The organism is Nostoc sp. 'Peltigera membranacea cyanobiont' 210A, assembly GCF_002246015.1.
Classification (GTDB): Bacteria; Cyanobacteriota; Cyanobacteriia; order Cyanobacteriales; family Nostocaceae; genus Nostoc.
The window spans coordinates 490,334-506,533 of record NZ_NOLJ01000002.1; the positions used below are offsets into that span (position 1 = coordinate 490,334).

At 42.1% G+C, this 16,200-nt stretch carries 14 protein-coding genes; 4 read left to right on the plus strand and 10 right to left on the minus strand.

The annotated features are described in order from the left end of the window. Positions 1 to 382 precede the first annotated feature (382 nt). The 5 genes from CDG76_RS07015 to CDG76_RS07035 form a co-directional block, all read right to left on the minus strand. Positions 383 to 1,540 (minus strand): IscS subfamily cysteine desulfurase, encoded by a 1,158-nt coding sequence (locus CDG76_RS07015; protein WP_094348328.1) that lies wholly within the window; start codon positions 1,538 to 1,540, stop codon positions 383 to 385. 5 nt (positions 1,541 to 1,545) lie between these two features. Then, entirely contained in the window at positions 1,546 to 2,172 is a 627-nt protein-coding gene (locus tag CDG76_RS07020) for a restriction endonuclease subunit R (RefSeq protein ID WP_094348329.1), read from the minus strand. 189 nt (positions 2,173 to 2,361) lie between these two features. Next, on the minus strand, positions 2,362 to 2,727 hold the full coding sequence (locus CDG76_RS39505; RefSeq protein WP_333783389.1) for a type I restriction endonuclease: 366 nt from the start codon (positions 2,725 to 2,727) through the stop codon (positions 2,362 to 2,364). 398 nt (positions 2,728 to 3,125) lie between these two features. Next, complete coding sequence (gene bcp, locus CDG76_RS07030; protein WP_094348330.1) at positions 3,126 to 3,605, minus strand: thioredoxin-dependent thiol peroxidase; 480 nt, start codon at positions 3,603 to 3,605, stop codon at positions 3,126 to 3,128. Positions 3,606 to 3,738: 133 nt separating this feature from the next. After that, a complete protein-coding gene (locus tag CDG76_RS07035; protein WP_094348331.1) occupies positions 3,739 to 5,577 on the minus strand; it encodes a serine/threonine-protein kinase in 1,839 nt (612 codons plus the stop codon). On the opposite strand from CDG76_RS07035, the gene CDG76_RS39000 reads away from it, so the two are divergent. From CDG76_RS39000 to CDG76_RS07055, 4 genes are all read left to right on the plus strand, one after another. Continuing rightward, a complete protein-coding gene (locus CDG76_RS39000) occupies positions 5,576 to 5,710 on the plus strand; it encodes a hypothetical protein (protein ID WP_262984311.1) in 135 nt (44 codons plus the stop codon). The two genes, CDG76_RS07035 and CDG76_RS39000, sit on opposite strands and share 2 nt — an antisense overlap. Positions 5,711 to 5,801: 91 nt before the next feature. After that, positions 5,802 to 6,656 carry an FAD-binding domain-containing protein gene (locus CDG76_RS07040; RefSeq protein WP_094348332.1) on the plus strand — a complete coding sequence of 285 codons (855 nt, stop codon included), beginning with the start codon at positions 5,802 to 5,804 and terminating at the stop codon, positions 6,654 to 6,656. Continuing rightward, entirely contained in the window at positions 6,653 to 7,081 is a 429-nt protein-coding gene (locus tag CDG76_RS07045) for a hypothetical protein (protein ID WP_094348333.1), read from the plus strand. Before CDG76_RS07040 ends, CDG76_RS07045 begins: the two co-directional genes overlap by 4 nt. Before the next feature lie 751 nt (positions 7,082 to 7,832). Continuing rightward, positions 7,833 to 8,153: a hypothetical protein gene (locus CDG76_RS07055; protein WP_094348335.1), complete on the plus strand. Its 321-nt coding sequence runs from the start codon at positions 7,833 to 7,835 to the stop codon at positions 8,151 to 8,153. A gap of 74 nt (positions 8,154 to 8,227) precedes the next feature. Here CDG76_RS07055 and CDG76_RS07060 read toward each other — a convergent pair whose 3' ends face one another. From CDG76_RS07060 to CDG76_RS38195, 5 genes are all read right to left on the minus strand, one after another. Further along, positions 8,228 to 8,551 carry a DUF2103 domain-containing protein gene (locus CDG76_RS07060; RefSeq protein WP_094348336.1) on the minus strand — a complete coding sequence of 108 codons (324 nt, stop codon included), beginning with the start codon at positions 8,549 to 8,551 and terminating at the stop codon, positions 8,228 to 8,230. Positions 8,552 to 8,562: 11 nt separating this feature from the next. Then, on the minus strand, positions 8,563 to 8,889 hold the full coding sequence (gene clpS / locus CDG76_RS07065) for an ATP-dependent Clp protease adapter ClpS (RefSeq protein ID WP_094348337.1): 327 nt from the start codon (positions 8,887 to 8,889) through the stop codon (positions 8,563 to 8,565). Positions 8,890 to 8,951: 62 nt separating this feature from the next. Next, complete coding sequence (locus CDG76_RS35910) at positions 8,952 to 9,176, minus strand: hypothetical protein (RefSeq protein WP_143854038.1); 225 nt, start codon at positions 9,174 to 9,176, stop codon at positions 8,952 to 8,954. A 54-nt stretch (positions 9,177 to 9,230) separates the two neighbouring features. Then, entirely contained in the window at positions 9,231 to 11,261 is a 2,031-nt protein-coding gene (locus CDG76_RS07070; protein ID WP_094348338.1) for an FAD-dependent oxidoreductase, read from the minus strand. Positions 11,262 to 11,785: 524 nt separating this feature from the next. Beyond that, complete coding sequence (locus CDG76_RS38195; RefSeq protein WP_094348339.1) at positions 11,786 to 15,796, minus strand: DUF4912 domain-containing protein; 4,011 nt, start codon at positions 15,794 to 15,796, stop codon at positions 11,786 to 11,788. Positions 15,797 to 16,200 lie beyond the last annotated feature (404 nt).

The window sequence follows — 16,200 nt, forward strand, 5'->3', positions numbered from 1 at the left end:
TTGGCGTTGTGCAGATTTTACAGGAGTGATAGGGCTTGGTGAACGTGAAATTTACATATTAAAAATATTAGGCGCTATTAGTCTACCTAATACTTCTTACAATCCCCGCAATGATAGTAAGCTAAACTTCGGCTTAAGACACAATAAGGGTGAATACGACTTTGATGAATTGTTGTGAGTTTAAAAGTCTGCTTTATACAAATGAAGTCCGCCTGTACAGACTTACATATTAATTTCTTATTCAAATTCAGTAACGCCATCTTTTTATACTAGCAAAAAAGGTTCTTTCACTTTGTTGCTACGCTCATCCACTTCCTAATTTTTGAGCTGATTGCTACTGAACTAAATATCAGTTAGCTAATCCAAAAAGATTTCAGGGTGCTTACCGTTTATTTTGTAAACTTTGAATGGTAGCGATCGCGTGTTTTGCCACAATATCAATCTCCTCTTCTGTATTAAACCTGCCAATGCCAAACCTGATTGAGGCATAAGCCAGCTGTTGGGGGTGTCCCAATGCTGTGAGAACATAGGAAGGTGCAGTATGTGCCGACGAGCAAGCAGAACCAGAAGAAACTGCCATTACTGGCTGCAATCCTAGCAAAAGTGCGGCTCCATCCACTCCCTCAACACTAATACTCAAGTTTCCCGCCAATCGCTGTTGAGGATGTCCGTTGAGATGAATTCCTTCAACTTGCAATAGCTGTTCCCATAATCTTTGTCTTAATTGGGTGAGGCGTTGGGTTTCTGTTGCTTGTTCAGCCAAAGCGATTTCTACAGCTTTCCCAAAGCCGACAATTTGCGGTGTATACAATGTACCAGAACGCATTCCCCGCTCATGTCCGCCGCCGTGCTGCTGGGGAGCCAGTTGCACTCTAGGATCGCGTCTGCGGACGTATAGCGCTCCAATGCCTTTGGGCCCATATACCTTATGTGCTGTTAGCGACATCAAGTCAATTTTCATCGCTTGCACATCTAAAGGAATTTTACCAATAGCTTGGGCGGCATCTGTATGGAAAATGATTTGGTGTTCATGGCACATTTCTCCAATTTCTGCCAAAGGCTGTAACACGCCAATTTCGTTATTTGCAGCCATCACCGATACTAAGATTGTCTCAGGACGGAAAGCTTTTTTTAACTCAGTTAAATCAATCAATCCATCTTTTTGGACAGGGAGAATAGTAATTTCAAAACCGAGGCTTTTTAAATAATTACAAGGATCAATCACTGCATTATGTTCAGTGGCAACAGTAATAATATGCTGACCTTTTTTAAAATAAGCTTCGGCAACACCTTTAATAGCTAAATTATTTGCTTCTGTTGCACCACTCGTAAACACAATTTCTTCTGGTGTGGCGTTGATTGCTGTGGCTAAAATTTCTCGCGTTTGCTTAATAGCGGCTTCTGCTTCCCAACCATAAACATGACTAATACTTGCTGGGTTGCCAAATTTTTCTGTGAAGTAGGGGATCATTGCTGCCAGTACCCGTTCATCTACGGGTGTAGTAGCGTGGCAATCAAGGTATATAGGACAAATCGACATAATTATTAACTCAAACTTTGACTCAAATTTTTTAATACGCTTAGAACTTGATACAGTTCACTTTTTCGTTTCAAAAGTGTAAATTGGTCAGATATAGCATACCTTGGGTGATTCTCTTTGGTAAGTTTCAGGAAAATAAAATCACTACCATTTGTTACTAATCCAAAAATAGGTTTGTCTTGACTAGGATTAGCAAGCATATAAACAAGTGCTTGAGGTACGGCTTCTAAAAGAGAAAAGCTAGACCTTTTAGATTCAATTACTAACAACCAGAATTGTTCTTGAATAACTAAAATATCAATTCTACCTCTAATGATTTCTCCTTCATCTTCCGCAGAAATTTCTATTGATTCCTCGCCTCTCATATAAAAAGGCTCATCATAAAATCCAGCTAAATTGAGTAAAGGAGATAAAACTACTAATTTAACCGTTTCTTCTGACAAAGGAGGACGCTTGACTAAACGGAGAAAATGAAATTTTATTCTATCTAAATCTGGCTTTTCTAAATCTGTAATTTCCGGTAAATTTTCAAACCATTCTGTGAAGAATACCTCATCTTCGGCTAGCTGTAGGCTAAATCTTTCTTCCAAATAGGCAAGCCCGACATTTTGTGCTTGGATAAATTGAACCATAATTCATTTCAAAGATGCAATATAACTATTATGACACTATTACAGTATTAACCTAATGCTTAAAGATAGTTTTGAGAGTTTGTAGTAAGCACTTTAGTGCTTAGAAATAACGACTTTAGTTTTTACTAAAAACTTGCTTACCTATCAATTTAAATTTGACATACGAGTAGATATAAATAGCAAAGATAATTAATTTAAAACTTGACCTATTTTTTTTAATATATTTAAAACTTTATATAATTCATTCTCATGTCTATATAAAGTGAATCTATCAAACAAAGCATACATTAGTTTATCTTGTTTTATCAACTTAATAAATTGGAAATCTTCTCCATTCATTACCAAGGAATATGCAGGATGCTCAGGCTGAGGATTTGCCAGCATATAAGTTAGTGCTTGAGGAATCGCCTTTGCCAAGGAAAAACTATACCTTTTAGATTCAATTATCAGTAACCATAGCTGATCTTGGAGAACTAAGACATCAATTTTACCTTTAATAACTTCTTTAGTCTCTTCGGTGTTTGATTCATTATCAATAATAGCTTGTTCGCTAATTTATACACTTTCTTCCGTCGCAATATAAAAAGGAGGACGATAAAAACCAGCTAAATCTAGCAACGGAGATAATACTACCAATTTTACTGCTTCTTATAAAAGAGGAGCATTTTCAAGGACGTTAAGATAGTTATTTTTAACTCTGTCTAAATATTGCTTTTCTAATTCGGAAATTTCAGGGATGTAGTCAAACCACTCTGTAAAAAATTGCTCATCTTCAGATTTGTATAGAGCAAATTTTTTTTAAGTACGCAAGAGTGAAATTTTGGGCTTGGATGACTTGAACCATGTTTATTTCAAATTGCAAAAAGTCTAATTATTTACTTTAATCATCACGCTGGCAGTTTCTAGAGCAATATTACGTAGCATTGCTGTAACTATACCTGCATTCAGTTGCGTTAGGTGGCTGCTAATTCTCGTAATTTAGTTAAAACTGCTTGAGCGTGACCTTTGGTTTTCACATTAGGCCAAGTATAGACAATAATTTTATCAGGTGAAATTAGAAAGGTTGAGCGAACAACACCCATATATTCTTTGCCCATAAATTTTTTTAAGCGCCAAGCACCGTAGACTTCTGTCAAAATATGTTCTGGGTCACTTAAAAGGGTGATTGACAAGTTATGTTTGCTGATAAATTTACAATGGGACTTACCCAAATCTGGACTTACGCCTAAGATTTTTGCTCCCAGTGCGCTGAAGTCTTGATACAACTCGCTGAAATCTTTCGCTTCGGTGGTACAGCCCGGTGTATCATCTTTGGGGTAGAAGTAGAGGACAACCCACTGACTGCTGAAGTCGTCGAGAGTGACTGCATTACCATTTTGGTCAGGTGTGGAGAAATCTGGTGCTGGTTGTCCAGCTTGGGGAATGTTGCTCATGATGATGCGTGAGAGATTGCGATCGTTTTAGAATTGTACATAGCTTAGGCGATCATTCTCATTCAGAAGTGTCACAAATTTATCAACATAATCCTGATTTACTTAAACACCAGACTGTTTTCTTGCTTCTAGGCTAATGCATTCGCCAAATCTTAATCGTACTATCCAGACCTCCACTAACTAAAATCTCACCATCTGGGCTAAATACAAGTGCATTCACACCATCTAAATGGCCATTGACAGTGTTAACTTCCTGCCCATTGCTTAAATTCCAAACTTTAATTTTTTCGTCATCACTGCCACTTACTACTGTCTGACTATCTGGACTAATTGCGACAGAATTAACAGCATCTAAATGTCCACTAAGAGTATAAATTTGTTCTCCAGTATTCAGATTCCATACAATAATTGTTTTGTCTGCACTAGCACTTACTAAAACTTGATTATTCAAACTAATGGCAACACTGTAAATAGCAGACGAATGTCCAGTAAAAGTTGATTTTGGCCAAACCTTGATTGTGCTATCCCAACTACCACTAGCTATTGTAGATCCATCTAAGCTAATTGCTACTGAAGTAACTGTGTTTATATGGGTGGCTAAAGTTCTAATATACTCTCCTGTATTCATATTCCATTGCCTTACTCTTTTGTCAGAACCACCACTGATTAGCGTTTGCTTATCTGGGCAAATTGCTACAGACAAGACATATCCTGAACTCGCTTTTATGGTGCTAATCTCCTCACCAGTTTTCAAATTCCAAATCTTAATTGTCTTGTCATAACTACAACTAACTAAAGTTTGACTATCAAGACTAACTGCTACAGAATTTACTTGTCCTGAATGTCCAGAAAGCGTAAAAATTTCCTTACCGCTCTTCAAATTCCATACTTTGATTGTATTATCATTGCTGCCACTAACCAGAAATTGCCCATCTGGACTGATGGCTAAAGTCAAGACAGCTTCAGAGTGTCCATAGTTCCAACTACCAAGAGTGCATTCTAGAGAAATTATTTGTGCTTTGACTGTATATAGTGGTTTAGGCAATTTTGATTTCGTTAATTTCACGGGATATAAAGTCTCATTAATTTCTAACAATCTTTCTAAAATTACCTGGGTATTGGCTGGGCGATCCTTTACTGGTCGCATCATCAGATGATCAATAAAATCTGCTAACAAAGGAGAGATATGATTAGTCTCAACACGCCAGTTTAGACCAGCAGTATATGGATCTCCATAGGGGTCATCCATTAGTTCAAGAGGATACTTTCCTGTCAGCAAATGTACAAAAGTACGACCCAAGGCAAAGAAATCGGATTGCGGAACGGCATGACCATTTATTTGCTCTAAAGGAGCATAGCCATCAGAAACAAATTTTGTGATTTGGCCTGCTGCTTGTTTTTTCTCGTAGGTTCCAGTAATTTCCCGCGCGATGCCAAAATCTATTAATACCAATTCTCCCTCGACAGTTAGCATAATGTTTGAAGGCTTAATATCCCGATGGAAAAACTGCTGCTGATGTACTTCGTGCAAAATATTAGCCAACTGAGTTAACCAAAGGACTGCTTGCTTTTCACTGATGGGACGATTACCACGTTTTTCTAACCATTCGTGTAAATTTTCTCCCTCAATTTTATCCATTACCAAACAGTGAACTGGCTCTTGGCTATTTTGAGGAAAAAACTTGAAATATTCCTCAGCATTAGGAATCCCTGGATGATTTAGTCGCTTCAAAACTTCAGCTTCTTGCTGAAAAAGTGAAACTGCTTTAGTTTGATTGAGTGTAAGAACCTTCAAAATTTTTAGCTTTCCTCTGTCACTCACCTCAAATGTTTTAGCAAAGCCACCTTGGCTTATAGCTCGTGTTACTCGATAACACCCTTCTAGTAGCAATTCAGAGCCACAGCTTTGGCAGCGCAGTAGATTATCAGGGTTGTCAGTATTTTGGCAGTTAGGATTGATGCACAAGCTCATGTCTCGAACAGTGACAGATTTATCTGATATCTTAGCTTTACTTACTGAAAATCTGCATCACTGCGATGCCTGCGGTGGGCTATGCCTACGCACTGATTCATCTTTGCTTACCATGAAAAAAGTTCTCTCATAAGGTTGAGAGCGATCGCTTATATTTATTCGCCATAATAATGACTTAACCTACAGGTATTTTTGTTTATCTATTCTTACTCTTCAAAGTTCACATGCCTAAAGATATGCAACGCGAATTTACCAACCGCGATGAGTTGGTAGCCTACCTGCGCGAACAATTCCCAGGTGCAGCAGAACGCGATAACCACATCAGCGAAACTCTGGGGGGACGCAAAGCGGCACAAACAGCGCTGCAAAAAATCGACCCAGTTCGCTACGCCCAAACACGTAATTTCTTCACAGGTGCAGTCACGCGACTTTCGCCTTACATTCGCTATGGCGTTTTGAGTTTGCGAGAAATTCGAGATTATGTCCTTGAACGGGTACAACACCAAGAAGATGCTACAAAACTAATTAACGAGTTAGGCTGGCGCGACTATTGGCAACGGTTGTATATGAAGTTGGGGGATGAAATCTGGAAAGACCAGGAAGAGTACAAAACTGGTTATACTGTGGGCGAATATGCACCCGAATTGCCGCAAGATATTAGAGAAGGAACTACAGGCAGAGTTTGCATTGACAGTTTCAGTTGTGATTTGAGAGAAACTGGTTATCTACATAACCACGCACGAATGTGGTTAGCGGCTTATGTTGTCCATTGGCGGCGTATTCGTTGGCAAGCTGGAGCCAAGTGGTTTCTTGAGCATCTTTTAGATGGAGATCCTGCTAGTAATAATATGTCATGGCAGTGGGTTGCTAGCACTTTTAGTCATAAACCGTATTTTTTCAACCGTGAGAACTTAGAACGCTACACCAAAGGCATTTATTGTCAGAAATGTCCCCTTTACGGTCATTGTGATTTTGAAGGCAGTTATGAAGAATTAGAACAGCGACTTTTTCCCAAAGGCGAATTTAGCAAACAAGCCAATAGCCAAAGTTGGCAGCGTGGAAAGAAAGGTAAAAAATGAATAAACCAATTGTTTGGGTACATGGAGATTGTCTCAGTCCACATAATCCCACATTGCAAAAATACCCTGATGCTCCAGCTATCTGGGTTTGGGATGAGGCTTTGATAGAGGAATGGCAATTGAGTCTTAAACGTCTGACTTTTATCTACGAATGTTTGCTAGAGTTACCTGTTGTTATTCGCCGTGGCAATGTAGCACAAGAAATTTTAGCTTTTGCTCAAGAACATGATGCCAATTTAGTTGTCACAGCCAATAGTCCCAGTCCCCGATTTGATGATATCTGTAATCAAATGGAGCGTTCTATAGCAGTGGAAGTGTTAGAGGTAGAAGCATTTTTTGACTATGACGGCTATGTTGACTTGAAACGGTTCTCGCGTTATTGGAAAGTGGCTCAAAATTATGTTTATCAAAAGCCTTCACCCTAAATTCCTCTTATAAATTGGGCGTGTGTACACAAGTCAAATTACCCCCCTTAATCCCCCCTTAGAAAGGGGGGAAACAAGAAATCCAGTTCCCTCCCCAATACATACGGGGAGGTTAGGGTGGGGTAAAACCCTGGTTAATCAGCTATTTCAGACTTGTGTGTACACCGTAGCTTGGCAAGGAGGAGTTAGAAGGGACTTGTGTGTATACCGTAGCCCAATTTGGAAGAGGGACTTTGAAATTGGCTCCCCTTCTCCCGATTTGGGCGAAGGGTTGCGGGATGAGGGCGGTTAATTTTACTTAAAAGATTTTGATTGATTTTTTAAGTAAGATTAACTCATAAGTGAATTACAACAAATGTTGCAATCATTTAAACGTTTCTTATAGATGGAGGAGTAATTGTTGCAAAGTATTAAGTCTTTCCAGCACTTGCTTATAGATTTCTTGGAAATACTTAAACGTTTCTTATACATGGAGAAGCAATTGTTGCAAAGTATTAAGTCTTTGCAGCACTTGCTTATAGATTTCTTGGAAATACTTAAACCTTTCTTATACATGGAGAAGCAATTGTTGCAAACGCTTCAATTTTGGCAACTAGTCTTGCAGGTTAATGAAGTTATGAGTGCTGAGTTGCAAGTGAGATTTTTCACTCAGCAATCTTAAATCTATTGAGGTTTGTAAATAATTTGTATCTCTGCAAGGAATATTCCTTTAGACTGAGTTTCAACTGAAAAAATGTGGGAATAAACACAAATGCATTCGTTAAATATATTTTGTCACGAATCTGTAGTTGCTGTTTCCTTTGTCGCTTGCATTATTGGACTGTTGTTACTGTGGAATAGTAAGCAGCAAACAAATGAGATGGAAGAAACAGAGCGAATTCTGTTTAGAATGAGCTTTAGTTACTGGCTAGTTTACTGTGTAGCTTTTGGCATCGAAAAAATAGTTTTACCTGGCTGGGAATCTGTAGTCATGACTTTGAAAATAACTACGGCTCTGTCATATTTCTTAACTTTTTCTTGCATTGTTAGTCTGCCGCTACACAAATTTGCAGTACATCGGGTTGAGGAATAGTAATTGGGCATCCCTTCGGCTTCTCTGCGAGACGCTACGCGAACGCTCAGGGCAAGTGGGCATGGAGTATGCGATTAACATCTCATGGCGATCGCTAATGCAGCTTCTAGTTGATCTTGGGGTAAAGTCGTTAAAATAAAGACCTCTTGTACCGTTTTCCCCTGCCGTGCAATGACTTTATAGCCGCCCCGAATGGGTACTGAGACGCGTAGTTGCATTTTTGGACAATGACCCTTCGATCGCCCAATCACTCCCGGCGTCACAGTTTGGATGCCATCTTGCTGACAAAGACGTTCTAAAATGGGGATAAGACCAGAAAGGTGTGTTGAGTGATTCCAAACCAGTCTGGCAGCTTTTTGTGAAGCCGTGCGGAGAGGATCTACGGAGGGTTTGCCCATAATAATTAAGGTTAAGCTGCTTCTAGAGGTGCCATTGTCAAACCTGCTCGGCGCAGCTGCTGGTGATAGAGTTCCGCAGGTTCTTGGGGCCCGACCCAGACGATCGCTTGACCTTCATAGTGTACCTGATTAGTCAAATCCCACGCGCGATCGCCACTCATTCCCGGAATATATTTCATCAAACATTCAGACACGTGTTGGAATGTATTAAAATCATCGTTTAATACAATCACTTTGTAATTCGGATAAGTCTTACGGATAACTTGATTAGACCGTTCAGGAGCTATAGTTGGTGCCGTGGACATCCCGTAAACATCTGCTGAAAGTGTCATAACCATAAAACAATTGGTCAAGATAATTTTACAAAACTACACTACAAGTAATTAGTTTAGTTCATTGTTTAGTTGTCTGTTGTCATTTGTCCGTTGTCATTTGTCCCTAACCAATGACCAATGATATCGTGTCCGGTTAAAGACTTATCATTTAGACCGCAGTTCTTGCTTGGGGAAGAGGCTTTTGGGATTTTTGCACAGATTCGGTAATCAGAAGTGATTAACCGGACTTGATATGACCAATACTTCTCTACGAGAGGCTGCACTTCGACTACGCTCAGTGACCACGCCAACGGCTACGCTCAGTACAAATGACAAATGACAAATGACAAATGACAAATGACAATCTATTTCCAATTATCCCAGTTTTCGTTAAAAATAGATGTATCTGGGAAGGCAGTAGGGTTGCCATTTTGTTGCAAAAGCCGTTTGAGTGCTTCTAGTTGTGGCTCTTGTTTAGGTAAATCATCAACTAGTTGGTAAGGTGCGATCGCATTTTTGAGTGCAAAATTAGCAACAGTGCCCGCAGCTGCGCCAGCCGACCATTCAAAGGAGTGTACCCGATAGGCAGCAGCGGCAATATGACTAGTCGCAATACTTTTGCCACCTACCAGCAAATTATCAATTTTCTGGGGAATCATTGCTCTCAAAGCAATTTGGAAGGGATAAGCTTGACCCGCACCGCGTCTTTCGCCTGGACGTTCTGTGTTACCAGGGGCTGACGGGGGACTATTCACCATGCAAGGATGGAAATCTATGGCGTAGTGACCAATACCCACGGCATCGGGGAAAACGGTAGAACGAGTCCGTCGCATTGCTTTGTCTGGTGGAACTTTACCGTCAATTACTGATATTGCTTCTAAACCTGCAACTGCTGCTCGTAGACGACGATACATATCTGCTGGCAGAGTCTTGGAGTAATACTCGTCATTATAATCTCGGCGGGAAATATCAATTTCCCAGATACCAAAACCTCCGGTTTGTCCCCAACTGGGGCGGCCAATAATCCGCCTTCCTTCTCGCATATAGGGATATTTTGATAAACCATGCGCTGTCCCCATTGGTGAATTTAAACCGGAAACAAAGCGGTTATTAGTTTGCGGCTTCTTGACACCATCCCCTAGTTGAGAATCCGTAGTCCCAGCTACCAACCAGTAATAGAAAGATAAGGCATTTTCCTCAGCGCTGCGGAGGGCTTCTGTCCGCAGTCCTCCCATCCAACCCCCTGGTTCTAGCTGTCCAGTACCTTGTAACTGTTGACGAGTGTAAATTAGGTTATCTTGGGCTGTTCCGGGGCGGTAGTCGTTACCCCAAGTCCAGTTTTGCATGGAGATATCCCCTGGTGCAGCCGCAGTAAAACTTACACCGCCAAATTTTGCTGGTTTTCCTTTGTTTGGACTCCAAATGCGACGATAGCTAAAAACTAAATCAAAGTTAGCTAGTCGCGTTAATTCATAGCTGAAATATGGTGCATATTGTGGATAAAATGCAGGCATTGTCTGCGGTTGCGGTTCCTTAGTGGCCTCCATTGCAAAGGTGTAGGTAAAGCCTTGGGGGCAATAGGGGTCATTATTGGCACTGGAAGCAGAAGGTTCTAGGTAAGAACGGGCATCAATGCCTAATCGGTAAGGGACATCAGCAAGGGCGATAATTTCTCCAGTTTCGCTAGCGTCTACGACATACCATTTAGGAGCATCCTCTTTCGCTACCTTGGGGATGAAACGGACAATAGTTTTGGTAAATCGAGATGAGTTTTCGTAGCGATAGGCATCTTCAATACTTTGAGATAACGTAAAAGTATTGAGAGGTGGTGCGCCTTTTGGTGGTTGAGATTGAATTGCGATCGCACTATTAATTATTTTGCCATCAGCAGCGATTTCCAAATCCTTAATTACTGTGTTGGGAAACCATTGCAACTTCCCTTTGCCCTGCTTTTCGGCATCTTTAAGCATCTGGGTCAAAATTGTGTGAGCATCGTGGGGAAGAAAACACGATTCACTTACCCAGCATTCACCTGGGTTAAGCTTACCGTATTTACGCCCAATGCGGTTTCGCAATTCTAGGTAGCCGCGAGAATAGAATTTCAAAGCTCGTTGAGTTGGGCGTTCATCTAACGCAGATGTCCCTTGAGCAGAAATTTGTCCTCCCAGCCAGTCAGTAATTTCTGTGAGACAAACTGTTCGCCCTGCTAGCAAGCCTTCATAAGCTGTGGCTACACCAGAAAGTCCACCACCCACAACTAAAATTTCGCAATTTACACTTTTGTCTGGGGTTCTCGGTGGTGTGGCGTTCGCCCGATCAAATGCGACTAAACTAGAGATTAAATTAAGACCGATCAGCGATGTTAAGCTAAAAGCTACTTTGTGTCTATGCTTCATAGTTAAAAAAACCGTTCCAAATCCTGTGTCACCTTGTAGACGTTAGCATTTAGGAAATGTCTAACTCAAGCAAGAGACGCGATGAATCGCCGTCTTTACAATACAATACAGACGCGATGAATCGCCGTCTCTACAATACAATACAGACGCGATGAATCGCCGTCTCTACAATACGCGATGAATCGTGTCTTTGTGATGATTTCTCACATTTTTGCGATCTATAATTTTCATCAAAAAACCTTAATGGAATCGTATTATAATCACTTCCCCTAACAGGGATGAAAACGAAATTTGGCATAATAAAATCCCCCCTTCCTATACTCCCTAAAAAGGGAGAATCGGGTTAGAGGGGAATGCCATTGCTCTGACTGGAACAAGCCTCTAGGCTGGGAAACCATTCTAGGAGGCTCCGCCTCCAGTAGCTTGACAAGAGGCAGAAGCCCACTTTAAATACATTCCCAGCCTCCAGGCTGGGAACAAGACAAAAGGAAGAATTGGTTTAGAGGGGATAACTCAGGGTAATATTAGCTTTCGGAAGTTTCCTGAGAGAACTTCTTATGAATAGTTCTTGTGGATTCCCCATCAGCAGCTACCGTGATTAGATAGTCCATTAAACCATCTGAAAAGGGAAGACGTAGGTGGAAAGTACCATCGGGTTTAACTTTGATCGCATGTCCGCCAATGTTTACGTTGGTATTTGGTTGAGTTGCTCCGTGAATAATTAACTCAGCATCAGCCACAAACCAGAAATCTCCGTGGGGACGACTGAATACCCGAACGTTAGCGGAACGGGCGATGAGTAACCAACGTAGTTTACCGCCTTCGGCATCGCCATCAGCAATATAGCCAATTTCAACCATGTAATCGCGATCGCTCACGGGAATCGCCACAAAGCGATCGCGTGCTACTTCTTCAGATTCATACTGCTGGACGAGCTGGGGACTTTGATAACTCAAGTCAATGCCAGTAACATCATAGAGTCGCACTACTAATTGGGAACCGCCCTGTTGTCGTAGTGCTTCAGATTGAGCTTTGGAAATCTGCCAAGAGACATAAGCCCACTTGGGAGTGCGGGGTGTGAGGACAATACTGCTCTCTTCTGGGACAGTTTCTGCTTCTACATTTGCCAAGCCAACAGCTGTTTCGCTGACTAATGCTACATTTTCAACAGTGGAATCTGTTGTCGGCTCTGCAACAGTGGAATCTGTTGTCGGCTCTGTAGGCACTGGACTAAAGACACGAACGATCGCAGAACGGGCAATGAATAACCAGCAATCGCCATCAGCGACATAGCCAACTTCAGCTATGTAGTCGCGATCGCTGATGGGAATTTCTACAAAGCGATCGTGTGCTGTCTCTTCACATTCATACTGCTGGACAAACTGAGGATTTTGATAACTCAAATCTATGCCAGTCACATCATATAGCCGCACTACCAATTGAGAACCGCCCTGTTGTCGCAGTGCTGCTTTTTTGGCTTCGGAAATCTCCCAAGAGACTTCAGCCCATTGGAAAGTGCGGGGTGTGAGGACAATACTGCTCTGTTCTTGGACATCTACCAAATCAACATCTGTTTTATCCGCGATTGCGACATCATCAACTACCGGATCTGGATTCACAGGATTGAAGACATGAACGATCGCAGAACGGGCGATGAATAACCAGCGATCGCCATCAGCCAGATAGCCAATTTCAGCTATGTAGTCGCGATCGCCCAGGGGAATGTCCACCAATCCGTCGTTTTCTGTTTCCTCAGATTCATACAGCTTGACAAGCTGCGGAGGTTGATAACTCAAGTCAATGCCAGTCACATCATACAGCCGCACGATCAATTGAGAGCCGCCTTGTTGCCGCAGTGCTGCTTTCTTGGCTTCGGAAATCTCCCAAGAGACATGAGCCGATCCATCAGTATCTGGTGTCAGGACAATACTGCTTTCTTCATCTGTATCTACCAAACCAATAGCTGTTTCGGCTGCGATTGCCACATCATCAACTATCGGATCTGGATTCACAGGACTGAAGACACGAACAATTGCAGAACGAGCGATGAATAACCAGTGTTCGCCATAAGCGATATAGCCAATTTCAGCTATGTAGTCGCGATCGCCCTGGGGAATTTCTACAACGCGATCGTGTGCTGTCTCTGCACATTCATACTGCTGTACCAGCTGCGGACTTTGATAGCTCAAATCAATACCAGTCACATCATACAGCCGCACTACCAATTGAGTACCGCCTTGTTGCCACAGTTCTGCTTTCTTAGCTGGGGGAATCTCCCAAGAGACATGAGCCGATGTATAAGTATGTGGTGTGAGCACAATACTGCTTTCTTCATCTGCATCAACTGCGTAGGCATAGCCCGTCGTAGACATCGTCTCATTTGAAGCATCCGCTCCGAAAGTGCTAGCCCAAGCGCCAACTCCTGCACCCGTTGCTAAAGCTGCGGCTGCGGCCAAATCTGTAGAGTTAGCTTCCCCAACAGTCGGCTCGGTGGGAAGTTCTGACTCTGGCAAAGTTAAAGTGGGTTCGGCTGCGTCCGCTACCACATTCAATGCATCTTTACTCAATACATCTTCTGGAAATTCCGGTAAATCGAGCAGTGAGGATGTATCTGTCGCTGATGCTTCTTCATCAGCTGTCACTTCGTCATATTCCGCTAAGGGCAATTCATCTACTGAGGCTGTATCTTCAGTTGAGGTGATACTCTCTAGCCAGTTCAATTCTGCCTGAAGCTCATCATCTGCCTCATCTTCACTAATTGCTGTGTCCCAATATCCAAAATCAGATGTTGCTTGTGGCACATCTGGTAATTCTGGGAGTGGGGCTGTCACCTCAGATGAAGGCAGTTCCAGATCAGACACTTCTTCTGGAATATTACCTGGGTAAGGATATGAAGTATTGACTACAGCTGCCGGAGCTTCTATATCCCATGCAACTTCATCAGCATCAGGAGTGTATGTCTCCGTATAATTATTTAGATCAACTGTCTCATCAATTGCATTTGGTTCTGTTTCTTTGTTGTTAAAGGTAGACCAAGTAGCCGTCCCGATGCCTGTTGCTATAGCCGCACCACCTAAAGCTGCGGCTCCTAAGTTGTTATTTTCTGAGCCATTCGCTACGCCCGATGTCGCGCCTTCATAGAGGTTAGAAGTACCATTACTTGTCTCTTGTACTAAATTTCCTGTCCCCTGAGTAGCATTTTGGTTCAGATCGGATTGTGTTTGAGCGTAGATGTTAAAAGGAGTGCGATCGGGGGTTTCTTGCTCTTGGAAGTGCGGTACTGCCTGCTCCTCCAGCGTCGTTCCATTCAGGGAGGAAACTGTGCTGGCATCGAGCGCCGCCGTTTCTCCATTGGGTGGATGAGGATTTGATTCTGGTAAATTGTCTATTCTCTCGGTGGGCAATGGGGGTTTTTTCATAATCCACCATAGTACAGAGCCACCTACAGTTATAAAAAAGACAGGTAGCAGCAACCACAATGGTGTTTCTTTATTTACAATTGGAGTGCTTTGTGTAGGTGCAGCCACAAAGGGCTGTTCGGCAAATGCAGAACTAGTGGCATTAGGGGAAGGCGTAGGCGCTGGTGTCGTTTGGACACCTGGAGAAGCTGCAACAGCAGGTTGTAATACGCTGGCTGCGATCGCCTCGGCTTCGGCAGTTCTACCTTTTTCTATAGCCTGCTGTCCTGCGGCTGCTAGGGTAAAGCCAAGAAAATCTACTGTGGTTAAACTCTGATCTTTTTTGTAAACGTAAACTAAAGGTTGCGAGAAGGGATATCTGGCATCAGCTGGCAAGGCTTGATGTAATTGCAGAACTCGCACACCTTTCAACTTCGACACCTGATTAGCTAACACATAGCTGATGCCGTCTTTGCCCAGTTGTTTGATGATTTCTGCGGTATTATCGTCAATTACTTGGGTAGCATTAGCCCCTGTAGCAAATTCAGCAGTTTTGAAGGCTGGATAAGTACGAAAAGTATTGCGAGTTTCGCTCGTGTTCGGGCGATCGATTAACCGAATCTTCCCTGAAGGCGCTCCCAGTTGTGACCAATTTGTAATTTGTCCCCGGAAAATCCGGGCGAATTGCTTACTAGTCAAGCTTCCTTTGAAAGGATTGTCTGCACCAACCACGATCGCAATCTTCTCACGCTGCAAACGAACTTGCTCTAGTCCTTGAGCTTTTTCTGCTGGCGTCAACCCACGCCCCATTGCGACTATATCGATTTTGCCATCTAGCAAATCTTTCAGCGCCTTATCAGTGCCGTTAGCAGCAACTTCAACCTTTTTACCGACAAACTGTTTTTCAAAACTTTCTTTCAGGCTTTGGTTGATTGCACTCAAGCTACTGGAACCGTCAATCCGCACTATCGGTTCATTCCGCACTGTTTGTGGCAGTGGCGAAGAGGTAGCTTCAGGTGTAGATTGTGCCAGCATCGGTGCTGATACCACCAGAGATGCTGCCATCGGGGTTGTAGCTAAGGCAACCCATAATAACAGTCTGACTATCGAAGTATCTTTTTTTTCTTGTTGCCACATAAGCCCCTTAATTAAAGTAAAAAATAGAAAGCCTGCCAGTCCTAAATCGCAATCTTTATAAAGATAATGGAGGAGACGGGCTAATTATACATCTGAGTTATCTTTAGTTCTAATTGCTTCAAAGCACTTATGCTGATTTATACTTCGCTGTAGCTTGGATAGCATGATAATTTATACTCTAATTGCCAAAGCCTGTTTACTATAAATTTTTCTAAGTTATATTGCAACTTATACCAAGTTGGTAGTTTATGGCCACAATTATGAATTATTGAATTACTAAAACTGGTAAAGTGTAGCAAATTCAATATTATTTAACAATATTATTTTCAGTAGTGCTAAGTCTGAGTTATGAGTGCTGAGGTTATGAGTGCTGAGATTATGAGTGCTGAGTGGTGAGTAAAAAT